The organism is Mucilaginibacter metallidurans, from assembly GCF_003286435.2.
In the GTDB taxonomy this organism is placed as follows: Bacteria; Bacteroidota; Bacteroidia; order Sphingobacteriales; family Sphingobacteriaceae; genus Mucilaginibacter; species Mucilaginibacter gossypii.
The window spans coordinates 5,433,552-5,457,721 of sequence record NZ_CP043449.1 but is presented as its reverse complement, the minus strand read 5'-3'; the positions used below and the strand labels follow the sequence as shown (position 1 = coordinate 5,457,721).

Genomic DNA, 24,170 nt, shown 5'->3' with positions numbered 1-24,170 from the left:
TATCAGCGTCTGACAGCAACCGTTACTGATTCAGTTTCCTCGGGTTCCTGTTCGATCTTTAACTGTTCGGCCTGTGCCTGCTTTTCCTTTTCGGCGATCTTTTGACTGATCTCCAACTCCAGTTTTTCCACTTCCCTTTTCAGTGAGGCCAGCTCATACTCCTTGTCAAATGGCCGTAGGGAAAGTTCTCTGACCTCGGGGATCTGTTTATCGATACCGTCCACTTCCTTTTCGTAGCGTTCGGCCATACCGATAACCCTATTGATGGCATCCAGGAAATAGCGCGCAGCCAGTTTGGGGTTGTCGATATTTGGTGCCCCGCCATTCTGCATGTACTTAATACCTGTGGCGCGGCTTTCCGCATAAAGTGAGGTAACATGTTCGATCCTGCTGGAAAAGCCGGTTTCAACGGTTTGCAGCTTTTTCCTGATATAGAGGTCAAAGCCATACAATTCGCCTAAATGAAGTTCAGGCTTGGTGAAGTCCGTTGGCTGCCAGTTTTTATACAGGTCGATCAGCTTATTGCCGATGGCAACCGGATCTGAATAAACACCATCATTCAGCTTTAAGGGGTTTAATTTTGTTCCGTCCTCGTCAAGCTTTAATACCTGCCTGTAGATAGCTTCATCTTTACGAACAAGTTCCAGTGTTTGCCCGGTTTCCCGGCTTTTCTTCTCCAGATCCTCTAACAGGTAGCGGCTTCGTGAAACCTCTTTGAAATGTGCGCCTTTATAACCTTCCAGTTCAGCAACCTTCTTTTCCAAACGGGTTTTTTCCAGTAAGGAAGTGTCGCCGGATAATATGGCGATGTATTCAGAAAAGCTCATGCCGCTTTGTTCATCCATCGCTCCTTCGTCGAGTGTACGTACAGACAACTGGTTATTTTTCATCTGACTGATGAAGATCTGCTTGTTTTTAAGCAGGTTGAATTTGTAATTGTCCAGTGATTGCTCCACCGCGTAAATGAAATTCCTGACCTTGTTGCCGTAAAATTTCTTGGCCAGCCAGTTACCTTGCCTTGCTCCGCGACCATCGCGTTGCTCCAGCTCTGAGGGTTTCCACGGTATGTCCAGATGATGCATGGCAACGATACGTTCCTGGACATTTAGGCCGGTACCGGCTTTCTCGGTACTGCCGATCAGTATCCGGATCTCCCCGGCGTTCATCTTTCTAAAGAGCTCTTTACGTTGCTTATCTGTAGCCCAGTTATGGATAAAGGTGATCTGGTTTGCCGGGATACCGAAGTCCGTTACCAGTTTATCAAGTAGCGCGTCATACACGTTAAACTCTTCGGGCTTTGGGGTGCCGATGTCGCTAAAAATGATCTGCGTGCCTTTGTGCGACGTGCTTTCATGATAGATCTCCGCAACATTACGGGCGCAGACATTCACCTTGTTGCCGGGATGGTCACCGTATTTATCAGGATTGACCAGGCGCATATCTACCGCCATTTTTTTGGCATAGTTGGTGGCGATGAGCATGCGGCCCTTGTCTTCATCCCTGGTCAGGGGACGTCTACCGATCACGGTGGCATCGCCAGTTTTGGCGAAGGCCATCAGCCGCTTTATAAAATCCTGTTGATCCGGCGTTGGCTTAATGTTCACCAGGGTCTCTTCTATATCCGGCTTATCGAGATTGATATGTTTGGCCGTTTTATAATCGGTGATCTGGTTATAAAACATGGCCAGCTCCGGGACTTTGATAAAGTGGCGGAAACGCTCTTTTGCCCTGATCTCGTTGGTTACCGTAAATTCAAAATCGACGGTTTTACGGGCATAAACTGCCGCCCAGGCATCAAAGTTTGAAATTCGCTGCCTTTCCAGCTCGCGCGGCCGGAGGTATTTGAAGATCAGATACATTTCGGTCAGGCTGTTGGAGATCGGCGTGCCGGAAAGGAAAGTAGCGCATAGATCGGTATCGAAGCGCTCCTGTAAAGTGCGAATGGCAAAAAGCATGTTGAGGGCTTTTTGGCTACCGGCGATATTGCCTAAACCGGCAACTTTGGTATGCCTGGTCGTGAACGTCAGATTCTTGAATTTATGAGACTCATCAATAAACAGGTGATCTACGTTCATTTCCCGGAAATTGATCCCGGTATCCTTGCGTTGCTCTATCGCCTCGATGACGGCTTTGAGTTTAGCTTCGAGATTTTCCTTGCGGATCTCCAATCCCTTAAGCATTTCCTTGCTTATTTCTTCACCGGCATCCTGAACGGCCAATAAATCAAGCTCGGTGTTATCCAGTTCAATTTCGAGGATCTGCCGTTGTATTTCCGGCGCTTGTGGTATTTTTCCGAACTGGTCATGCGTTAAGATAATGCAGTCCCAATTGTTATTTTTGATCTCGTGAAAGATCCTTTTGCGCTTTGCCGGTTCAAAATCGGTTTCACCCGGCGCCAACAATTTGGCTTTGGGATAAGCCAGGCGAAAGGTGTCCGTTATCTGCTGCACATTGGCCTTTAGGGCAATGATCATGGGCTTATGCACGATGCCGAGCCTTTTCATTTCCATGGCGGCAATGATCATTGTCAGCGTTTTACCTAAGCCTACCTCATGATCGATGAGGCCGCCATTATTTTGGATAACGCGCCAGGCGGCGTTTCGCTGGGAGGGATACAGGTCAGCGATCTTTAAGGCTTTAAAGTCAAGCCCCGGAAATGTTAAGTGGCTGCCGTCAAATTCCCGGAGTGCGTAACAGTTATAGGTATCGTTATAGAGCTTCTCTAAATACTGTTTGTCCTCGTTGGGAAGTTCGAGCAGCCATAGCAGGTAACGTGTCCTTATGGTATCGATTTTCCGGTGGGCATTTTGAATGGCCTCGGTGTCGGGCACCCTTACCGTTTTGCCGTATTGTTCTACCGGGTAAGTAAAATGCGGATTCGTGTTCAGCAGCGCATATTCCAGTAAGGTGCGGCCGGTAACCTTATTGCTTTCCTTGGGCGTTACGGAAAACTCTTCATTAGTGATCGTGTTGCCTTTTTTGCCGTAGCTTACCTTATAATCATCTAAGGAACCCAGGTACTTGATCGTTGTATCCAGTTTGAACAGGTCGGTTGCAAAACGCTGATAGTAATCGATAGGCACCCAACGCTCACCGAGGTTAAAATCCAACCTTTCAAAAGGTATTCGCTCCGGCTGCACCCGCCGGATAGCAGCAAGGCTTCTTGCGAACTGTAAGTTTTGCGGCTGCTCTTCGGCAAGGTTTTCGGCAGCCTTCATTTTTGCGACAACATCGCCCGACAAGTAGTTGTCCGTTGTTTCCCACGATCCTGTTTCGGGGTTTAACAGAATTTGTTTTTCGAGTTGAATGATGGCCTCATCGTCGGTTAACCCAGTGATCTGGCAGATCAGCGTAAGATCCACGCGACCGGTATCATTCAGGCAGCGGGCCAGGGCTTCGGCGGGGTCATCGGTTTTCAGCATTTCTTTTTGCTGAAAAAGCGGCCCGTAAAAGATATCCGACCGGATAAACCTTTCGCCCTCCTTTATTTCCAGCGAGGACAGCGTTTTAAAGCCTAAAGCCGCATCGTTAAGTATGCGGTTCCGGTTTGCATTTTTATTGAGCTCGCCATGTTTGGCTAAAAAAGCATCGTAATAAAAGTTAAGTGACTTTCGCAGCTCGGGGAACTGGATCGCGTGTTCATTTTCGTAGCCGGAAAGTTCCAGGTAAATATCCCGCAGCGTCAAATAATCCTCATAGAACGGTAGCTCTGGCTGCGGATCGAGCGGGTTAAATTTCGCCTCAAAATTGTGGGGTTCACCGATGAGACCAAGCTTGCCCTGAAATATGACCAGCGTATCCCTGGTATAAAAGGGCTTCAGGTCTGTAAAAGCCTTTGGCCTGTCCGGCAGTAATTTGAAAGCGGGCTCTAAAGTAGCATCACCTTCATACCGGTAATCATGACCGTAATGCTTTAGCTTTAGTGAAAGTGCGTCCAGTTCCTGACCAAGGCTTAACCCAGTCATCCATTTTGCGGGAAATGAAATTTCAGAGAGGTTGCTAAAAAGTTTATAGCTATACTTATTATTCGCTTTGGCGCGCGCGGTCACCAGGACAATGCTGTCATGCTGCGGCTTGCCGGTAGTCCTGATGGTGCTGATAATTCGTGCAGTTCCGGCATCTACGAATTGTTTATCCAGGTCGTCGAGGTATGCCACCGCTTTGTTATCCTCGGGTTTAGTTACCGGTGCATCAAACAAACCCAACTGTCCTAAGTTTAATGTGGGCTTTTCCGACTTTTTTTCCAAGACTGGTACCGGCAGAAAGGTAAACTGGCTAAGTTGTGCCTGTTTTTGGTCAAAAGAGATGGCCTCCCATTTGGCATAGTTGAGGTTTGTAAACCCTGCGATCAGTTGTTCCTTTAATAAAGGGACGATGTCCTGCATGTCACCGTTTTGCCAGGCGATCCTTGCGGCTTTTCCCCTGGCGTTGGTGCCCTCAATAACTTCGTCGGCATAGACCAATTCGTTTTTATCGGCTAGCCAGGCATTCAGAAAATATTTGCCAAAGGGGTTTGCTACTTCCACCGTTTCGATCAGCTGGCTTTCAGCCTCGGTAAGTATATCCTTAGCGTCATTTTTCTGTACAAGGATGAGGTGCATACCCACTTCGACATTGGCATGTTCCTTCATCAGGTTGGCAGGCAACACGGCGACGGTTAGCAGGTCTGCTGAAGTAAATAAATATTTGCGTGCGGTCTCGTTCGATGGGTTATTCAGGAACGCATCGGTTACGATATAAGCTAAAATGCCGCCATCTTTGATCTTATCCAATCCTTTTGCAAAGAAGTAGGTATGCACCTTGGCGGAGATACCGCTTTTGTTGTAAGCAGGGTCATGAACAGCGATCTTGCCAAAAGGGATATTGCTGATGACCAGGTCAGATTGCGCTTTTTCAGTAACGGAAGTTTCTTCCAGCTTTTTGATCTGCACCTCGACCGGGATATCATGCACCGAACTAATGGCGGTCAATATTCTGCCGGTCAGGATATCCTTCTCCACGGCATTTATTTTTTCAAGATCAGGAAAGGCCTGTACCGCCTCGTCAACAAAAACACCGGCACCTGCACTTGGTTCATATAGGCGCTTTGGAACGATACTGCTTTCCTGCATAGCGGCATAAATCGCCCGGGGGATGTAATCTGGTGTATAATAGGCCGTTTGAGAGCTGCTTTTTAAAGCATCTATTGCTTCCTTATACTCCTTAGCAGTCAGCTTTTCCTGTAACAAACTGTGCAGCTCCATGACCTGGGGGTATAGCTTTAGGTCTGCCTTTGAGGCCCCGAATTTCTCCCATCCCTTTATTTCGCCCGGAGGAAAAAGCACCGCTTTCAGACCGCCGAAACCGGCGTATTTTTTTAGTGTTTCTAAATCTGCCAGCGAGAGTTGCTGGCCGGAAAAGTCCAGCGCTATCCGGATGGCCGCAATATTGTCTGCCATCTTCCGAACCGGATTAAATGCCATATCACACCTCCTGTAAATAATCTGCTATGGTGCCGATCACTTCATATTTTAAGAAGCGGTCGTCCTCGTCCAGGCCTTTGATCAAAGGCGCGCATAATTCGAGGATATTAGTAAGCTCGTAGTGGAGAATCCCGTGGTTGGAAAAGCGCAGGTAGGCCCTGATAAACTCCTCTTCCAACACAAGCTTTACATAATCGTAGGCTATGGAATCATTCATAATAAATTATAAAGGAATTAATTAGGGAGCGTATCTGCATCCAGTATGTCCTGGTAAGATATACTCAGGGTCACGACGCGGCCTGAAAGCTGCTTTTCGCTCAGTTCGGCGTGGAGCACCTTATTCCCGGGGAATGACATCTTTTTAAATACAAAGATGTTCCGGTAATTTTTGGAGAAGGCGGGTGGACTAAACAGCACGAACTCCGGTTTAACTTCCACCGATTGGTTATTGGCTGCCTTGGTCACTTTTTTATCATCCACCTTGAACCGGAAATCAGCAATGTCGTATTTCAGGTTGGTTTTATTATGATAGCCGATATCCAGGAAAATATAATCGCCAACCGTATAAACATGGTTTAATTGACCTTTGATGCCAAAGGCTTTTACCTTTTCCATGCGCTTATCAGGGCTTTTGGCAATCAGGCTGAGTGCTAAACCTTTTAATTGGTTTTGAGATAGGCCGATTCCGGAAATATCCAGCGGCCTCATATCCTCGGGAACGATATTGATTTCTGTGGGAACACCCGGAAAACCCGGCAATAGCTTGTATTGCGCAATAAATTTTTCGCCCGCGACAGTAACCACGGAACCTAAAAAGCTTTTTAGAGAATCGCGCAATTTTAACCGCAGCACATTTTTCAGCGGTAAATCACCAACCAGGTCTTTGGTTGAAATATCTACATATTGTATAGGCTCGGGAGAAACGAAATGTATGGTCAGGTTTTCCGGGAGGTAAACTACGGGTAGTTTATTCTGGGCGTAAAGTGATGGGGCGCATAGCACCAATAGATATAATAAGATCGTTTTCATGTTTATTTATGTTTTTAATAATCGTATACAGTCAAAATGAGTACTGCTCAGTTAATAGGACTTTTGGGCGTTTTGCAACGCGTCGGTGTCGATCAGATAGAGGTAGGAATTGTATTTAAGCTTCGCCTTGTTTTTGCGGATGAGGTCGGCGATGGCTGATGAGGTGGATTGAAATACTTTATCCAGCGAGCTCATGATAAACTGGCTATTACCGGAACTGCCATCTATGGTTACGCCCTGCACGGAATTGCTACCCAAATCTTTCGTAAAGTCACGAAATGCAGATGATGGTACATACAGGCCGGGTAATCCATCCATATCATAGATATCCAATTTGACAGGAAGGATCTTCCCGTCATACAGGATGGATGTTACCGACAGCGTAACACGCTGCTCTGTAAAGCCGCTGACCAGGGCGAAAAGGTAAGTGCCTTTTTTAATCAGGCTATTACCTGCCTTAATATCTTCCAACAGTTTTAACCGTAAACGTGATCCTGCATACCCGGTCACATTTTCGTCGATCACTGCACTAATAAAAGCAGGCTCCTTATCCGGCAGAACGGTATTAAAGTCCGTGGAAATGGCATCAGCTTTTTCAACCGAAAGTTTGACCTGGCTTTGTTTTAGCTTGGCAACTTTATCAGCAGCTTGTTTTTTCTTTAACTCATCTTTATAGGCCGGGTCATTCCCTTTATTGATACTATCCATGATGGCCATTTGTGCTTTGAAAACTTCCATCGGATCTTTTTCCTTCGTTACAGCAACAACCGGATGCGAGGGATTAGCCTGCCTGTGTTGCATTGCTTCAATTGCTTTGGCAACCTGCTGGTCATGTGATAAGCCTGTTGGTTGTTCTTGCCTCACACCCGTAGAATTACCTGTACCGAACTTTAGCTTCATGGCTTGCTGAATAGAATCCAGCTTTTTCTTTTGCTGATCAGAATAGTCATTGTTAAAAGCGGGGTTACTTGAATTTTCACGAGGGATCACATTTACGGCTGTTAAGCCATCGGCCTCTTTGTAGGTGCTCCTGTAGGCGTCGAGCTTATCCGTCAATTGTTTCTTTCGGACATCCGCTGAAACGTTACCCACAGAACCATTCAAGCCGACTTTTTCGCTAACTGCCTGCTTTGGTTTGGAAAACCCGCTATGCCAGACATAAAAGAAAAGACATAAAAAGGGCAACAGGATGAGCGGCAGCATATATTTAGGCTGCTTAAAATTAATTTCCATCGTTTTCTATTTAAGTGTTTGGTGAATTTTGGATAGGCGATCAAGGGCACTATCCAGTAAAGTGCTGTCTACTGCTGAAAGCTGTTTTTTGGCGGTCAGGCTATCCACCAGCTTTTTAAGTTTCATGGTTTCCCGGATATTGCCGGTCGCCTGTAAGATCTGGCGAAAGCCATCCTCCACCGGGTTAACTTTTTTGACAACGGTTATATTGGCTTTTTCGGATTTGCGAAAAACAGTAAAAGACAACACGAATGATAGTGCCATCAGGAAGATCATGGCACCCATAATGAACCTGGGGTAGGCATTTGCCAGGCGCCTGGCTGCGTTCCCGGCAATAGCGAAATAGCTATCAAATTCTTTATGTATTTCGCTGTACAAAGTATCCCTGGGATCTCTGTTAGAATGTATTCTTTTCCACATCTTGCAGGTCTTTATTTTCAAGGGTTTTCCAATTGGTGATCAGGACTCCGTGCGGGTTATTATCACTTCGCGGGATATCCTTCAGGTACCCCTCCGTTATCAGGGAACGGACCACCGTAGAGCTGCGGCGGTCAATTTTAAGTTTGCCGTAATAGCGGAAATAATGTTTAGGAAAATCCACCCAAATGGAATCTGTTTGCAGGGTTAGTACTGAACTTGAAGAAAGGATAGAGTTAAAAAAACCATTTTCCTTCAAATTATTGTATTGCTCCATCCCGGATTGATCGACGAGATACATGGCCTTTTTCATTTGGTATTCCATGTAATTATCATCCGGGGTTAAGGAAAAGAAAAGGGAATGAAAAAGGTCAACATCCGCCCTGTATTCAGCGGGGCGGTTCATTTGCACATCGGTTTGGCGGGCAAGAATCGGGATATTATTATCCAGGATATAAATACTTTTCTGTGCATTGGAAACCATTTTGTAGGCATAAAGACAATTTATACCGACAATGATGAGCGAAGTCAGCAGGCTACCGGCTGCAATGAAAGTGGCTAACCTTATTTTGGCTTCTATATTTTTTATGATCATTATTAAAAGCGTTAAATAGAAAAGGCCGGCCCGCACCTGCGGATCAGCCTGACATCAAAGGAGAAAGAGAAATGAAGATTTTAAAAGAAGCTGCCGGTTGCTTTCCTGGCCATACTTACCACGGTACCTGCGCTGCGGCCAAAAGTGGAGGTAGCAGAACTGATACCGGAGGTCGAGATGATCCAGGTAGAGATACTGGGCACGGTGAACATGCAGATAGCGCCAATCAGAAATACAATAATTACCGTACCGAAGGATAAGATGCCATTACCGGCAAACCAGGCCATCTTTTCGAGATTGGCACTCAATCCATTTTCACCAACCAGCTCCTTGTACTTGCTGATTTCTGAAGTTAAGGCATATTCCTGCATTAGCCCGGTAAGATACATGATCAGGTAAGCTATCCCGCTATAAAGGTTAACCGAAATAAAACGGGCGATCCAGGTGCTGAAGCTATCGCGGAATGCCGGCAGGATGCTCACGGCTACAGCGAAAGGGCCAAGAATAATCAGAATAGAGGAGTAAATGATCTGTATCATAAAAATGATGTACACGGCCAAACGTAAGATCCATATGCCCAATAGTTCAAGCAGTTGTGTAAAGAGCAATTGCATACCCACGGTAAGCCGGTTCTTTAATTCAAGTAACGGAGAAACAACGCTGCTGATACCCTCCTTAACGGTACTGGTTACCGAATCCCAGGCTTGTCCATACCAGGTGTCGCTTTCTTTTTCAGCGACCTCGGTTTGAGCCTGATAAGTATATAGGGAATTGGCAACAGCAAGCATCAGGTTTGACCTGTTTAGCCGCAAATTATCAACAATGGTTTGCTCACTGTTAAACATCTGTTCCGTTTGATTAGTCACCAGGTCAGTAGGGAATGCGATCATCTTAGTGAACGCGCCCCACCATAATATAACCATTGCCAAACCGAACGGCCGTAACAACGGCATAATTTCCAATTGCTTGTCACCTACCATCATTTCGTATGATTTAATGGCAAAAAAGATGATCATAAATATGGCGGCAAGTGCTTTAGCATCTGTAATAAACAGGCCGAAATGCGTCCATACGGAATCTTTAAGCCCTTTTAAAAAAACCATTACACCGGCTTCATAAACCCCGTCGCCCTGTAGAAACTGCAAAGTTTTGGTATTGTCGGTATTGGTTGTTGTTTGGGCAAATACTGCGGATATACATAAACATAGCAGTACTGCTAAAATTATTTTCCTTTTCATTGCAGATGTTGTAAAACTTTATTTGCGATCTGGATGTCTGTTTGTGGCGTCCAGTTGGTGACGGTAACCTGTCCAGCTTGTAACTTCTGCTGTTGGGCGGTCATATTTAGCGTGGCTTGCGCCGATGAGGTTCGGATTGCCCAGACTCCGGCCAGCCTGCGGTATTCCATCAGGTAGCGGTGATAAGCCAGGATGCGCGCACCACGATCCATCGTAGTCGTATGAGCTGCATTGATACGTTCCTTTAACATGTCCAGCTCATTTTTGTACCAGCTATACAAGCCTTCGGAAACCAGTTTTGTGCTGACCTGGGGGGCGAGTCCGGCTAAGATGGACGCCATTGAATAATTAAGCACCGGTTTCAGCTCTTTGCTGTAATAGAGTTGCCATAAAGGGTCTGCATCGGAAATCAGTCCTGATTGATTGGCGATTTCGGATAATGCGGTATTCCTAACTGTATCTGATTGGAGTTTATACTTATTATCTGTTGTATTCATAGCTGCAACTAACGCAAGGCGTTGTGTTTGTGGTCCGGCTGCGCTAAGTGGTCGGAGGTCTGTTTTATGATAATTGGGATGAAACAGCCCCCAGGTGAGCCAGTAATACGGGTTAAGACTTAGAAATCCCGCTTTGGGTTCAAACTTATTCTGGTCCCATTGCAGGTAGACCATACGTTCCTCCTGGTATCGGACGGCTTTATCCTGCGCAACGGCCTGGCCGAAACAATGATGTATCAGCGCCAGCATTAAAAATGGCAGTGGAATTAAGAATTTTTTCATGATTCAATTGTTTTTGTAAGTGTATTCAAGCATCATCCAACTATTGGGACTGATGGTTATTGGTGTAAATATTTAGCGTTTTGAATGATCTGATCAACAATCCGGGTGTCCTGACTGATGAAATTGGCAAACGGGTTGAGCGAAGCGATAACGCCGCGTTCCTTTGCCCAGTACATGGCTTTCCAGGTACCATAGGCTAAGCCGTCCAATATTTGCAATTGAGTAATAACCTTGCTTAATAGCTGGTCGCGGGAGTTATAGTCTGCCAAAACGTTGTTGCCCTCTTTGAGTACATAGCCGGAAACATCGGTTACCAATGCCAGTGACCTCGTTCGCATTTCAGAAGCCATATTCCCGGCAAAGACGAGTAGGTATGGCTCACTTTTGGCCATCGCCAATGCCTGATTAATATACCCCGTCATGTCAGCAATGATCACCGCTATGTTTTTTACTGCAAGCCCGTCCTTTAAAGCTGAATTGACATTAGATAGCCCATTATAGATCATAGTTTGCGCGAGGACTACGGAACCTACATTGGTATTCAGGTCATTGATGTTATTATTAATCTTGCCGAGATACTGGTCATGGGTCACTTCTGCGCTGCTCCTTACGGCGGCATTCTGGGAAACAGCAATCAGGTGCTGGTAATCGATCACGTATTCCTGCGCCTTTACATATTGGAAACATATCAGTAGCACGCTGACAAACCATAAGTTTTTCATTTTAAGTATTTGGCATTTTGAATGATATCACTGCCGATAGACTTATCGGCATCTATAAAATTCTGAAATGGGTTTGCGGCCCGTAACAACGAGGCGAGGCTGGAATACTGCATCATATTGAGCATGTTTCCGGAAAGGTCCTGGATGTTGCTTAATTCAGAAATTACAAAATCAAAAAGCAGTTTTCTATCGGAGGCTTTCATCTGGTTCACATCACCCAGTGATAGGCTGAGCCCGGTCACATAAGCTACCAGGCTTTTTGCCTGACCGGCAAATTGCAAGGCAGATTGGTAACCGATGGCGATTAATGCAGGATTTTTCTGCACCAGTTGGACGATCTGCGACTGATTACTAACGATGCGTTCCACCATGGGTGTCGCATAAATCCCGATGTCGGCGATGTTGATGGCGGTACCAAGGGTATTGTATCGCTGTTGCAAAGTGCGGTACATTTTTTTCATCTTGTCCAGCAGGGTAAGGTTAGCTTGTTCGTTTGCTGTTGCCGCCGCCTGTTGATTCTTCGCCTTTACCTGAAGATTGTTTTCAGATTCCGACTCAGCAACAAGTTGGTGGAGTGCTGGGATGTCAAGTATCTTTTGCTGTGCTAAAGCGGGTAATCCCATACCTGTCCATAGGGTTAAAATGGCTAATATTTTTTTCATAAAAATCTGATTAAGTGTCGTTGCGCTGAAACACGTCCCAGCCAGGGCGCTGGCAGTTTCCAAAGATTTGTACCTTGGCCCGTGTGGGATATAAGGCTTCTATCAGGACGTAAGCGTCTTCGGGTTTTTGACCCTTGCATTTAACCATGCCTGTAAACGGTGATTCCAAAGGGTCTGGAAAATCAATTGCGGGTACTTTGTAACCGTCCTTTTGGAATACCATCAGGTACTCAAAAACTTCCGTTGTGCTGCCGCGTTTCCATTTTGGCCGTTTCCAGATAAGGTAAGTGTCATACTGATATCCGAGGCGGCCTATATATTCACGGCATTCTTCGGTGAATTTTTCGGTTACCCAAACCAGGACGACATGCTCCTGAAAAGCCAGTTCGGCCAGACAGGTTTCTATAAAGTTAAAGGCCCTGAGCGCCCGCCACGTACTGGGAGGGATACTGTCGGTCATGATCTTATTTGATCTTTTGTACGCCCTATATTGTTTCCAGGGCGGACAAATCAGGAATAATTCATATTTCATTGCTTCAGGTATTTAGCATTTGTTAAAACATCATTGGCTATCCTGACATCCTGATTTTGCCATTCTGCCCAGGGGTTTAGTGAGCGAAAAATACCGTTGATCTTCGCCCAGTACATCGCCCTGTCCATACCATAGGCTATACCGCGCAGGATGCGCATTTCATCTGCTATATGGTTCAGCATTTTACCGCGCTCACCGGAATCCATCAGGTTATTTCCGCCTTTAAGAACAAAGGCACTCACATCCGCAGCAAGGGTTGCCGCCCTTGTTTCAAAGTCGCGGGCACCCTGCTCTGCGAATAGCAATAATACGGGGTCGGATTTGGCAAGCTTTACAGATGCCTCCACATCGCTGATAATATCAGTGCCGCATTCGGCGATCTCTTTGATGGTTGTCAGGTTATTGATGACTGATGCTACCTGGCTCAGTCCCTGGTAGATCTTATTTTGAAGGTCATTTACGATAACAAGCTGACCGGTTACCGCCAACTGGCCTTTTTGGATGAGGTCAAGTTTATTATTGGTCGTATTCAACTGGCCGTTGATCACACCTGCGTTAACAGCTATCGCAGCCGATACGGCCGGGTCAACGGTCAGTGTCTGCGCATGCGCATTGCAAATGCAAACGCATAGTACAATGCCTAAAAATGAATTTTTAAATAGGTTGTTATTCATGGTTGCTGATTTTGATTAACCTGTGAAATAAAGGCAGGTAAAGATTTACCGCTGCCTTTAAAGTCCCGGATAAAGGCATCCAGGCCATCCGGGTAAGAACCGAAACGGCTGGTGTAACTTTCCACCGCCGATTTCTCCGGTTTTTCTGTAGTATAAGTAAGGTATTGCTGCAACGACACTTCTACGCCGTAAACTTCGCCAACAGCGCCGCGACGGATATATACCTCTTTAAACCGACCCCGATTTTCCGTGTTGTCCAGTTGGTTAATGGTAAATATCTTACGCCTTTCCGTTTCGTTGATGGATAGCAAGGCGGCAATATCATTATAATTGTCTTTAAATTTAGTTTGGTCCAGCAGGCAGATGGTATCTGAATTATTAATGATACTATCCTTAACCACAACGTTTCCGATGATGTCACCAAGTTCCTGGGTGACGACTATGGCTTCACCCCAAAATTTCCGTACAGTTTTGTAGAGGTACAAAAGATAGCCTGCCATAAGCGGGCTTGCGATGGCTTTCCATGCTTCTTCGACCACTAAAGCTTTCCGCCTGTTCGACCGGTAACGCATTTTTTGGATAAAGACGTCCATAATGGTGAGTGTGACGAGTGGAAAGAGCGTCTTATTTTCCTTAATGGAATCAATTTCATACACAATAAAGCGCTCGGTAAACAATGATTTATCGGTGTCCTCATTCAGTAACCGGGCAAACTCACCCCCCTTGTAAAACTTTTTAAGGACATATTTAAATTCGTCAAAATCAAACACGATCCTTTCCTCGGTCTTGATCTCCGGAATTTTTTCCAGTGCGAATTCATAAAAGGTATTGAAGCTTAAATCACCATTTTCAGCAAAGAATGTGCTGTAGTAGGCTGAGATCACATTTGCGATTACATCGCGTTCCACCGGGCTTAGCGTTCCTTCGGCACCCTTCCAGGTTACCCCGATCAGTGTACAGAGGAAATCCTTCTTTTCTATGTTATATTCCGCCTCGGTGATACGGAACGGGTTCATTGTGATGGGGTTTTTATCGGTGTAAGTGATATATTTCCCATTGTAGTAAGAACATAGGCCAGAATAAGAGTGGCCGGTATCCACGATCACCATATCCATGTTATAGAGCATGTACTGCTCTATAAGTGCATTCATAAAAAAGCTTTTACCTGAACCGCTGGGGCCGAGTACAAACTTGTTCCGGTTATTGATGCGGCCCGTCCGCATGGGCAGATCGGCCGGGTCCATGCCTACAGGGATACCCTGCCGGTCAGTAAACTTTATCAAAAAATCGGAAGGCTCATCCTTTGGCAGGGATTCTTTAAAGAAAAAGCAGATCGCTGCATCACAGGTAGTCAGGAACCAATCGTATTCCTTTAACTCTACGCCGTTCCCCGGCAGCGCGGTACGAAAAAGTTCCAGTTGGTTGTAGGCATTTTTACTGGGGATGATCCCTAACTGGAAGAGCGAGCTTTCCACAAAATTGACGGCCTTTTGAATGGCGGCAACTGGAGCAGCCACCAGGATATTAAAATGGCAATTAACGAGTAACTGGCTTTCGCGGGCTACATCATTCAGCAGTAGATCAATATCCTCCACGCATAATTGGTTGGCAGGGTCAGGTATCCCGGAATGTCTTTTCTTTTTTTGCTCCAGTTTTCTGAGCGTCACTATCTGGTTTGGTATTTCAATGACCTGGTTATAAACGATCACATCCACACCGGGCACCTTAAAGAGGAATGACATGAAATCTACGGGAAACCCACGCATGCTCTCCTTATCATTTAATTCAATGTGTGTAGAAACGTCGGGCGGAAGATCAATACTGTCAATATTGACCAGGCTGATACAGCGTAGCGACTTTTCGCCCATCCTGATCTCGGTTTCCGAGGGAGCAATGTTATCAAGAACAATATTGGACCTGCCAAAATCCATACTCAGCATTTGTAAGACCAATTGGTTCAATTGGCTTTCAATAAGTGCTTTTGCTGATGGCAGTACATCCAGGACTTTTCCGATAGCCTGCCTGAAATCACGAAGAACACGTCTGTCGTAAACATAAAACGCGCCTTTTTTTACCTGGCGCGTGATCGTTAAATAAGTGGCAACCTGCAGGCATTCCCGCCCCTCAAAATGGGCATTATATTTTTTTTGCAGGTATTCACTGGAAGGCGGGCCCTTATAGGGGGAGCGGCTGATGATGTCCTGCTTTTGCAGAAGATAGCCGTCGCCTAAGATTTTAACAACATTAATAAGCAGGTGGTGGAATTCCTCATAACCTGCCGGGTAAGCGGAATAACGGATGACAGGGTTTACCAATTGGATGACAACAGAACATTCGCCGTTGAGGCCGATGAGTAAATCGTATTCACCATCTTTATCCACTCCCGCATAGGGAATGTTAAACAAGGTTTTTACGGCCATAATGATTAAGGATGTAAATGTTTGAGGTACGGCTTTTGGAATGAAGGCCGCCTTTTTGTTTGCTGGCGGTAAAAAGCAGACCGCCGACAATAAAGCCGATCAAGACCATGGCACCAAGCCACATATTGACCAGTGACATGGTTAAAGCTCCAAATACAAGTCCGGTTAAAAGGGAAGCAAGACCCCAGTAAATGAACTTGCCTTTGAAGCCTTTGAATATAAGGGGCCGTTGCAGCCCCTTATAAACAGGATACTTCCTGGCCATGCTTACAAGCCGAAGAAAGCTTTGATCACCAATGCGGAAACAACGAGAAAGACACATGAACCTCCCCAGCCCATTAATTCCTTATTGATATCCTGGTCACCGCTGTTCCACTTGGAATAGACGCGGATGGCACCGACGATACCAACGATGCCGCCGATCACCAAAGTAATGTTGGTTACTGGGGCTACGTAGGTTTTTAAGGTAGAGGTTGCAGTGTTCAGACCGTTAACGCCGCTTTGGGCAAATACGGGAACCGAAAGGGCCAGCAATACGGCTGAAGCCCATAACTTTTTTGTTTTTGAAAACATTAATTTGGAGAAAAAAATAAAGGCGGAGATCTTTTAGAGCCTGCCGGGAGCAGGCCGGTTATGCTAAAAGAGCGTTCAGATCACGAACACGCCCCGATTATTTCACCCAGGATGGATAGCAGACTAATACTGCCGGTCAAATCCAAGAAGGATTTAAACTTTGAAGAAGGTACAGACAGGAATCTTTTACAGCTTCAAGGGAAAGAAGCATTAAAGAAAAACAGGCATTCAGATTCCGAACAATGCCCGTAAAAAAGGACCCGATAGGATCATAAAGAAAGATGCAAAAAACCAGGCTGCAACAGCCGAATCTATCCGATCCTTACCCATTTGCCAGTTATGGTAAACTCTAAGTCCACCGAATAGTCCAAATATGCAGGCGAGAACCATGCAGCAATCAAAGGCGGAAAAGAAGGTGGAAGACAGGTCTTGTTTAGCCTGCTGCATCTCGGTAATCCCGGGTTGGGCAAATGCTGCTGCGCTTATAAGGCAGCAACAAACAGACAGGAGATATTTCATTCATTAGAAGCTAACGGATTTGATGTATTCGACCGATTCCTCACGGGCGAGATTGAAAAGCTGTTTAAGGCTTACACCACCGGAAAAAGACACAGCCGATTCCTTACCGGAACCGGTTATTTCCTCCACCAATGATTTAATGGGATGGATGTCCTCAACAAAAGTGAGTTCATGTTTGTCACTTCCGGTTTCGCCGCGGTTTGTGCGCAGGTAATCCCAAAAAATCAGGACGGTGTAATAGCCGGCATAGACGCCGAGCAGCCATAATGCGAATTTAATCCAAGTCATAATTTTGTATTTTGTAAGTATAGTTTGATGATGTTTTTGAGTTCAGGATTGGACTCAAAAAGGTATTTTACCGCGAAAGCGACAAATTTGGTTATATCAGTACCGGTAGCCATTTTAAACTTGTTCAGCAGGTCAACCGTCTGCGCGTCAAAACGCACATGCACCATTTGCTTGTGGTCACTGTTGTCGTAGGCGTATAGTGACCTCACCACGGTATCATGAACGAGTAACTTATCCACCTTTCTCTCCGGTGGGATCAACGGTTGGATTTTCGGAACATCTACTTCAATAACCGTATCTTCAACTGCTGTTCCTGCCACTTGCTTTTGGCGTTTTTGGTCCTTAATAATAACTATAGTGTAATAGGCCGCGTAGGTACAGAACAAGCTGAGTAAAAATTTAAGCTGTGTCATAAGTAGGATTTTTGTATAAAATGTTTGATTATTGTTTTAAGCTCGGGATGTGCACTGATAAACTGCCGGACGGAATAGGCCACAAATTTGGTGGCGTCCACACCCGTCGCTATTTTAAATTGATTGAGAAAATCAACCGTCTGCTTGTCAAAACGGAAATGCACCATGGTCTTATGATCGCTGTTATCATAGTCGGTTAACAGTTTTAATATGGGTGCATCGGGTGGTTTGTCGGTTTTATATACAGCCGCCTTTTTTTTAACTGCTACAGTATCCGGCTGGTCATTGCCAGGGTTTTCGGCGGGCTTCACCATTTTTTCGCGTAGCTGGTCGGCTAATGATTTCATTTTTTCCATAAGCGGTCGGCAAATATTTCTTCAAAAACAGGGGTGATAATTCCGTAGAGGGATAAGGGCGTCTGGAAGGTGGTGATCCTTTGAAAGTCAATACGATCAGGGATCGCCATGGTGATCTTGCCGAACTTGGAAAGCTGCTCGTTTACCTCACTCATAATTTCAAACTTCACGTTGGCTTTGATTCTATTTGGAACAAAAACCACCTCCACATTCGGATTAACTTTTTTTAGAACGACCGTAAATAAAACAGTCGATTCGAAAGTGAATTCATCATAAGCAAACGGGCATACGACCAGGTCAGCTGATGTAAAAACCGGTATGAGCCCGTCATCGTCGAGCTTACCCGGCAGGTCGATTAAAATCGCATCCTTTTTATTTTTTGTCAGGACGGGTATTAAAGGAGGAAAGCTTTCGAGGTTCGCCGGCAGTACATCGTAAGGCTCTTCATTTTCCAGCACCTTTGCCTTTTCAAATTTTTGCGAAATGGATTGCTGGTAGTCCATATCGATGATAGTCACCGGCCAGTCCTTAGCCAGGCTCAGGTAGTTCGCGGATAGGACGGTGAGCGTACTTTTTCCCACGCCCCCTTTTTGGTTGCCAAATAAACAGATCATAATTTTTCATGGATTTATCCCTTACCGGGTATTTGTTCTTGCTTTCCTTTGCCTCCGGCGTTTCATGCCAAGCACCTGCTGGTCGTCTACATCATCGGCAATCATCACCGGCTGAATGTAGATTGGTTCCGTGGACTGTTCGGAATAATAGGTTATTGCGTTCTCACTTAGGTAGTCGTATAGGTCAATGATTGGCGGGTGTTGTAACAGACCAATATTGATGTCCGCATCCAAAAGCATTTTAAGGTTAAGGATTTCGCTTCCTTTGAAGACCTGCTTTGTGGAATGGTCGATGACCGAATAACCGTATGGCGCTTTACCTTCCGAAGAATGAAATATAAGGTCAAGTCCATATTGCGTTTTCATCTGCCGGACAAAATCAGTGTCTGCTCTGTGGATCATAAACAATCCTTTTAATTCTGCTATTCGTGCTTTGTCTGGTTTATAGGATTGTATTCGCTTTTGAATCTTTTCCTCATTGAGGTAATCCCGGCCAAGAAAGCGTAGGTTTTCCAGTATCAGATAGAACTGTGCTTTAGTACTAAACCGGTATTGCATAGCAAAGTCATAGCCTAACACTTTGTTCATATTTCGGACTGCCCGCACCTGTTCGTAATCGCGGTCAATCTGCTTTCCGTCCTTTCCTACACGGGAACTCACAATATGTACGTGGTTATTATCTGTGTCTTTATGAAAGACAATGAGATAAGGTTGCTCGCCGTACTTCATTTCTTTCATCCACATCACTGCGGCTTTTGTCAATTCCTGTTTGCTATAACTGCGGCCGGTAGCCGAAACGACGGCATGGAATTGTGTGTTTGTAATGCCTTTGTTCTGTGCTGAAATCATTAACAGATAGTTTACCAGATCCTGTGGCCGGGGATTGTTGAGTGCCTGGATAGCACCGAAGTTGGCAATCAGCATCAGTTCGCCTGTATTCCGGTCAACTTTGTTCGTATTGTACTTCACACCGGCAAATGTTCGGGAAGGCTTTTCAAGAATGTGAGCGATCATTGATTAATCAGCGTTAGGAAAACCTATCTATCGATCTGTTTATTTTTAAATGAACCGATCTCGATAGCTACCAATCAGGCAATCTTAGTAGCTGGCAATCAACTTAGCAACCGATCTCACGAGCTGGTAATCTTACGATCTCCTGATCTGCGAATCTTAAAATCAGCCAATCAGCTTATCTCAATAGCTAATAAGCTACCGATCAGGGAATCAGCATAACTTGCGATCTGCCGAACTAACAAGCAGGCTATCTTACGAGTTCCGAATCTTCTAATCTATCGATCTTGTGATCTGTCGACTTGCTTATCCGTATAGCTTGTTTTAATATACGATAACACATACCGGATTAATTTGCGATTACAAGGGTAGCACGAATTCAAATGCCCATTGCCCTGATGATTTTACGAAGGGACACCTCAAATTGCTGTTGAACATGGATGTATTCATCAAACAAAAAGTTGAATTGCGTAATAACCTCCGGGTTTAATGCACTTTTTAATCTTAGCGTATTGGCATGTTTGGCTAATTGATTGATATTATTTCCAATTCTTCCCATTTCAGCGCCGGCGCTGTCAATGTATCTAATTAACTCCCGGGAATTGATTACGACTTTTTTCGCATCGGATAGCATGCGCATTCTGATCAGATCTGTTTTAGAAATACCCAGCTCTTTTTCGAGGTCGGCAATTTCCCGATATTCCACTTCAGTAAACCTGACGTTGATAAACTTGGTTCGTTTGCCCTCCGCTAATTTTGGTCTCCCGATTAACTTCTTTAGGTCAGCCATAGAAAAAACGAGTTGCGAAGTTTTTTATCTCCCCCCTGGAAGGGCAAGAGACTTTTTGTGAAACAAAAAGACATCTTGCCGTTGCAAAAGCAACGGAAATCCTGATTATCAATTTGGAGTTTCACCCATTAAATAAGAAGTTGGGCGGCGGCTCTGCCGCTATCCGCTCCCTAGCTATTTTAACAAAATCTATGGGTTTAACCTTTTGATGATAGGCCCCGTTATTTTTCTCGATGCCGATAAAATTCCGGGCTTCCCGGATAGCGGCAATCAAAAAAGAATCGCAACCGCAGGCGTTATCCAGTACCACCGCTCCAGGTGTGGTGAACGTCCGAATAAGGTAGCGGCCAAGGTCAACCGGCTTTTGTGTCGGATGATAAGGCCTCGTTTCTTCATGCTCACAGGTTTTACAATAAAACCAATCGTCGGGTTCTTCCTCATCAAAAAACAAAATATCAAAAGGATATCTGTCCCCGCTGGTGCTTAAAATAGGCGAAGGTTTGTACTCCCCATAGCACCCTGTGGTTGTCTTTCTCCGCCACCCTCTATTATAAGGTTTGCCGGGTATCATTTGAGGTTGATAAAGTGGCTGCTTATTATAAAAAATGCAGATATCCTCATGCCGCCGGAGCGGTTGTTTTTTGGCGTTTAAAAAATTGGTGGACTTTGATTTGATCCAAACGATCTTATATTTAAACCAAGCTGGATTGCTTAGGATAACTGCGCCGGTAAAAATGCCAGCGGCAGTTAGTGCAATAACGCCGTTGGGTTTAATGATTCGCTTATATTGTAACCAAAGCAAGGTGAAATCAATCGGGATATCCCAAGGATTTAATGTGGTTCCGTAAGGTAGATCACACAAAACCAAATCAATAGAACGATCTGGAAACATATGCATTATTTCCAGGCAATCACCTTCGATTACTGTATTTAAATAATGCGATAGTGGAATATCCATGACGCCTACCTTGCAAAAGGTACCCGTACGTTGGAGAAGAAATTATTCTTTTTTCCATCCTCCGCAACTGGTAGTTTCAGTTGCGCTTTAATTTTGTCGTTATAATCGTTAAAACCGTCGTATGCGGATGAACGGTCCGTAGCATAGGGTAATGCTTTTATGAAATCTCTACTGGCCAATTTGCCCGCCTTATCACGGTCAAAGTAGATGTCAAGACAGGAAAAGGCCTTTGCTTTGGCAATGCCTTGTTGTAATAAGGTCAGCGTGTTTAAAACGATAATGCTATGGTCCGCCTCGGGATTGTCAAAACGCCAACTCAAAAAGTCAAGAAAGCCTTCAAATAAGGCCGCCTTTTTAGGGTGGCCGGGTATAAAGGTAATTCCTTTGTGTCCCATACAGCCTTTGAAATACCGGTTGCGGACCTCCCATGAATTATTTTCATTGAGCCAGCCTGCCGCGAAATAATGTTTACGAACATCATTCTCATCTTCTAAAAAATAATAGACCTCGCTGAGGTAAAATTTTGCAACTTCGAAAACGCCACGACTTTTTAGATAATCCGTGATAGCCGGGTGTGCACCCAAGGGCCTAACCTTTTCCACTACATGATTGACCTTGACAGGTTTTCGAGGTCGCAAAATCCTTGGTTCAGTTGGTTCAATAGAACATACGTCCTGTATCTTTTTAACGACTTCGTTAAATCCTAAATTTTTCCAATAGGCCAAACCAAAATCAATAATGTTTCCGCCTTTTCCGGCTCCATGGTCAAACCATACGCCAAGATCATCATTCACACTAAAGGACGGATTGCTATCATTGTCCCGCAGCATACTAATGTACATTTTTTCACGACCACGCTTAGGGACGGGCTGATACCCCAAACGACTTAACAGGTCTACCAGAGAGGCTTGTTCCTTCAGCTCCCTGGCGGTTAATAACTTTGACATAAATAATGGATTTGAGTTAAACGGAAAGCCGGTTACCGGCAAAAAATAAAAAGACACCTGTTCAAAGAAAATGAGGTGTCGTACTAACGATTAGCGTAGTGTACCGGCAGCGGGTATTGGTCCCGAGAAATTCGCTTCTGCCGGTATATATATTTCGGGACTACTCACGTCAGATCCTACGATCCGGGCTGCCAGCCTGCCTTCGCGTTTTCAGATTGTTGCGGCTTTACGCTCACCTTCGCGAAATTTCCGGCTCCCCGCCGGATAATGCTTTATCCCCTCATGTCAAATAACGCTCGCTTGATCACCAGTCGAAACCGGTTGATCGATTACCGTTGTGGTAATCATGTAGGCAAAGCAAGCGGATATGGATATGCGTAACCAGTGAAAGGGGGTGAAACAAAGCTTTCACCCCTGTGCAGAAAAGAGCTGTTTTTCGGAGAGTAGAATAATTAAAATATTAATAAAGAGCTAGTTGTTTAATTCTTAAGTACCCATAAATTCAGCTAAAGTAATTTCGAGGCTCTTGCAAAATGCTGAGTAAGTACTTATGGAGGGGGCGGTTTAGCCCAACGGAGCGTATGAAAGCTGCGGTAGTTGATATCAGACAATTCAGCCAGTGTTACCATGGCAACGCTTCTATTGGCGTTTAAAATGGTTCTTAAACAGTTTTATACTTGTAAAGTAAACTGAATATTGGTACGGAAGAACGGCTGTTTTATAAAAATCGGGATAACAATTCATTTAATAGTACCTGAACCAGCTATATCATTAAGACAGCTATTAGAAAAAAATCAGTTTTCTAATAGTCGTAACCTGAGAGCTAACCGGCTTGTAATTGTTAATTACCTGAATTTGAATTTACCGCTTCCTTGAGGTTTTAAGCAGCTTGCCGGACAAGTAGGATGTAAAATTTTCGCGATAACTTTCGCCAACGGTGAATGATAAATTATTGTTCATTTTGACAATGTTGCCTTCTATGTAATTTATGCAATCGGTCGAAATAACAAAGGCCCTGTGAAACTGCTTGAATTCATCACGTGATCCCAAGAGTTCCAAAATATCTTTAATCGTTAAATAAACGGTTAAGACCTTATTATTTGCCAAGTGTATCTTCAAATAATTTTGTGAACTTTCAAAAGCGATAACTTCTTTGTAGCCAACCTTTACGATCCGCAAGTCTTCCTCTTTATTTTTTACCATAAAATAATCATCGCCGTGGCTTATTTCTGGGATCTTGGCAACCGTTTCATTCGGAAACAACCGATTGATTGTCATTGAAAACTTCCCAAAACTAAAGGGTTTTAATAGATAGGCATCGCCTTCCACTTCATATGCATCAAATGCATATTTAGAGTGAGACGTTGTAAATATTAGTTTTTGTGTTTTAGGCCTTAAAGCTTTTGCTAATTCGATTCCGGACAAAAAAGGCATATCTATGTCCATAAAAATCAAATCGATATTATTCTCCAGGGTAACATTTTCTAAAGCTTTAAGTGGGTTATTGTAAATTGCCACAACATAAAGTTTTGGGAGAAGTTCGATGTATTTTAGAATTGCATCAACAGAAAATTGTTCGTCATCAATAATAATACAATTCAACATAGGTTCTTAATATTATGCCGATCAAAAATTTGTCCATAAGAGCAGTGTAAATAGAACTTACTTAATACAAAATAACTAATCTTTTGCAAAGTGTAATAATTTTATCGTCGAATATACAATTCAATCTTTTTTAACTCATTCATTATGAGCAATGTCGATAATTTCGGCCTGATCGACATGCCTCAAAACAACTATTTCACTAATTTAATCGTAAAAAGGAGAAAGCTCACTTTAATTACCCAAAAGGGGATGTTTTCTACATAGAAGGGTTCGTTTTCTTTACTGTAAGATTGACGCGATAAGCGGAGGTGCTAAAATAGATAGCTATCGTTG

Annotated in this window: 25 protein-coding genes; all 25 read right to left on the bottom strand. The window is 44.4% G+C overall.

Features of this window, described 5'->3' with window-relative positions; all coding sequences use genetic code 11:
* Positions 1-2: 2 nt before the first annotated feature.
* The 25 genes from DIU38_RS23150 to DIU38_RS23030 all read right to left on the bottom strand — a co-directional run bounded on the left by DIU38_RS23150 (position 3) and on the right by DIU38_RS23030 (position 23,837).
* Positions 3-5,438 carry a helicase-related protein gene (locus DIU38_RS23150; RefSeq protein WP_223266072.1) on the bottom strand — a complete coding sequence of 1,812 codons (5,436 nt, stop codon included), beginning with the start codon at positions 5,436-5,438 and terminating at the stop codon, positions 3-5.
* 25 nt (positions 5,439-5,463) lie between these two features.
* Complete coding sequence (locus DIU38_RS23145) at positions 5,464-5,679, bottom strand: hypothetical protein (protein ID WP_112570995.1); 216 nt, start codon at positions 5,677-5,679, stop codon at positions 5,464-5,466.
* A 17-nt stretch (positions 5,680-5,696) separates the two neighbouring features.
* Positions 5,697-6,491: a DUF4138 domain-containing protein gene (locus tag DIU38_RS23140; protein WP_112570997.1), complete on the bottom strand. Its 795-nt coding sequence runs from the start codon at positions 6,489-6,491 to the stop codon at positions 5,697-5,699.
* A 51-nt stretch (positions 6,492-6,542) separates the two neighbouring features.
* A complete protein-coding gene (traM, locus tag DIU38_RS23135; RefSeq protein WP_112570999.1) occupies positions 6,543-7,724 on the bottom strand; it encodes a conjugative transposon protein TraM in 1,182 nt (393 codons plus the stop codon).
* Between the two features lie 6 nt (positions 7,725-7,730).
* Entirely contained in the window at positions 7,731-8,144 is a 414-nt protein-coding gene (locus DIU38_RS23130) for a hypothetical protein (protein ID WP_112571001.1), read from the bottom strand.
* Positions 8,122-8,736, bottom strand: a complete 615-nt coding sequence (gene traK, locus DIU38_RS23125; RefSeq protein ID WP_112571004.1) for a conjugative transposon protein TraK — start codon at positions 8,734-8,736, stop codon at positions 8,122-8,124. Before traK ends, DIU38_RS23130 begins: the two co-directional genes overlap by 23 nt.
* Positions 8,737-8,816: 80 nt before the next feature.
* Positions 8,817-9,974 carry a plasmid transfer protein gene (locus tag DIU38_RS23120; protein ID WP_112571006.1) on the bottom strand — a complete coding sequence of 386 codons (1,158 nt, stop codon included), beginning with the start codon at positions 9,972-9,974 and terminating at the stop codon, positions 8,817-8,819.
* Complete coding sequence (locus DIU38_RS23115; RefSeq protein ID WP_112571008.1) at positions 9,971-10,753, bottom strand: hypothetical protein; 783 nt, start codon at positions 10,751-10,753, stop codon at positions 9,971-9,973. Before DIU38_RS23115 ends, DIU38_RS23120 begins: the two co-directional genes overlap by 4 nt.
* Positions 10,754-10,809: 56 nt before the next feature.
* A complete protein-coding gene (locus tag DIU38_RS23110) occupies positions 10,810-11,475 on the bottom strand; it encodes a hypothetical protein (RefSeq protein ID WP_112571010.1) in 666 nt (221 codons plus the stop codon).
* The gene (locus DIU38_RS23105; RefSeq protein ID WP_112571012.1) at positions 11,472-12,137 is read right to left on the bottom strand and encodes a hypothetical protein; all 666 of its coding nucleotides are present in this window, start codon (positions 12,135-12,137) and stop codon (positions 11,472-11,474) included. Before DIU38_RS23105 ends, DIU38_RS23110 begins: the two co-directional genes overlap by 4 nt.
* A 10-nt stretch (positions 12,138-12,147) precedes the next feature.
* Positions 12,148-12,669: an MT-A70 family methyltransferase gene (locus DIU38_RS23100; protein ID WP_112571014.1), complete on the bottom strand. Its 522-nt coding sequence runs from the start codon at positions 12,667-12,669 to the stop codon at positions 12,148-12,150.
* Positions 12,666-13,343, bottom strand: coding sequence for a hypothetical protein (locus DIU38_RS23095; protein ID WP_223266071.1), 678 nt, complete (start codon positions 13,341-13,343; stop codon positions 12,666-12,668). Before DIU38_RS23095 ends, DIU38_RS23100 begins: the two co-directional genes overlap by 4 nt.
* The gene (locus DIU38_RS23090; protein ID WP_112571016.1) at positions 13,340-15,763 is read right to left on the bottom strand and encodes a TraG family conjugative transposon ATPase; all 2,424 of its coding nucleotides are present in this window, start codon (positions 15,761-15,763) and stop codon (positions 13,340-13,342) included. Before DIU38_RS23090 ends, DIU38_RS23095 begins: the two co-directional genes overlap by 4 nt.
* Entirely contained in the window at positions 15,741-16,028 is a 288-nt protein-coding gene (locus DIU38_RS23085; RefSeq protein ID WP_112571018.1) for a plasmid transfer protein, read from the bottom strand. The genes DIU38_RS23090 and DIU38_RS23085 overlap by 23 nt, the downstream gene beginning before the upstream one ends.
* Positions 16,029-16,030: 2 nt before the next feature.
* Positions 16,031-16,336 (bottom strand): DUF4134 domain-containing protein, encoded by a 306-nt coding sequence (locus tag DIU38_RS23080; RefSeq protein ID WP_112571020.1) that lies wholly within the window; start codon positions 16,334-16,336, stop codon positions 16,031-16,033.
* Positions 16,337-16,564: 228 nt separating this feature from the next.
* The gene (locus DIU38_RS23075; RefSeq protein WP_112571022.1) at positions 16,565-16,855 is read right to left on the bottom strand and encodes a DUF4134 family protein; all 291 of its coding nucleotides are present in this window, start codon (positions 16,853-16,855) and stop codon (positions 16,565-16,567) included.
* A 3-nt stretch (positions 16,856-16,858) separates the two neighbouring features.
* Positions 16,859-17,143 carry a hypothetical protein gene (locus DIU38_RS23070; protein WP_112571024.1) on the bottom strand — a complete coding sequence of 95 codons (285 nt, stop codon included), beginning with the start codon at positions 17,141-17,143 and terminating at the stop codon, positions 16,859-16,861.
* Complete coding sequence (locus tag DIU38_RS23065) at positions 17,140-17,556, bottom strand: hypothetical protein (RefSeq protein WP_112571026.1); 417 nt, start codon at positions 17,554-17,556, stop codon at positions 17,140-17,142. Before DIU38_RS23065 ends, DIU38_RS23070 begins: the two co-directional genes overlap by 4 nt.
* A complete protein-coding gene (locus DIU38_RS23060) occupies positions 17,553-17,912 on the bottom strand; it encodes a hypothetical protein (RefSeq protein ID WP_112571028.1) in 360 nt (119 codons plus the stop codon). Before DIU38_RS23060 ends, DIU38_RS23065 begins: the two co-directional genes overlap by 4 nt.
* Complete coding sequence (locus DIU38_RS23055) at positions 17,900-18,526, bottom strand: ParA family protein (RefSeq protein ID WP_112571030.1); 627 nt, start codon at positions 18,524-18,526, stop codon at positions 17,900-17,902. The genes DIU38_RS23060 and DIU38_RS23055 overlap by 13 nt, the downstream gene beginning before the upstream one ends.
* A gap of 21 nt (positions 18,527-18,547) precedes the next feature.
* Positions 18,548-19,540, bottom strand: a complete 993-nt coding sequence (locus tag DIU38_RS23050) for a relaxase/mobilization nuclease domain-containing protein (RefSeq protein WP_112571032.1) — start codon at positions 19,538-19,540, stop codon at positions 18,548-18,550.
* Positions 19,541-19,916: 376 nt separating this feature from the next.
* Positions 19,917-20,327: a plasmid mobilization protein gene (locus DIU38_RS23045; protein ID WP_112571034.1), complete on the bottom strand. Its 411-nt coding sequence runs from the start codon at positions 20,325-20,327 to the stop codon at positions 19,917-19,919.
* A gap of 121 nt (positions 20,328-20,448) precedes the next feature.
* The gene (locus tag DIU38_RS23040; RefSeq protein WP_112571036.1) at positions 20,449-21,285 is read right to left on the bottom strand and encodes a DNA-methyltransferase; all 837 of its coding nucleotides are present in this window, start codon (positions 21,283-21,285) and stop codon (positions 20,449-20,451) included.
* A gap of 5 nt (positions 21,286-21,290) precedes the next feature.
* The gene (locus DIU38_RS23035) at positions 21,291-22,232 is read right to left on the bottom strand and encodes a CHC2 zinc finger domain-containing protein (protein WP_112571038.1); all 942 of its coding nucleotides are present in this window, start codon (positions 22,230-22,232) and stop codon (positions 21,291-21,293) included.
* Positions 22,233-23,093: 861 nt separating this feature from the next.
* A complete protein-coding gene (locus tag DIU38_RS23030; RefSeq protein ID WP_112571040.1) occupies positions 23,094-23,837 on the bottom strand; it encodes a LytR/AlgR family response regulator transcription factor in 744 nt (247 codons plus the stop codon).
* Positions 23,838-24,170: the final 333 nt, after the last annotated feature.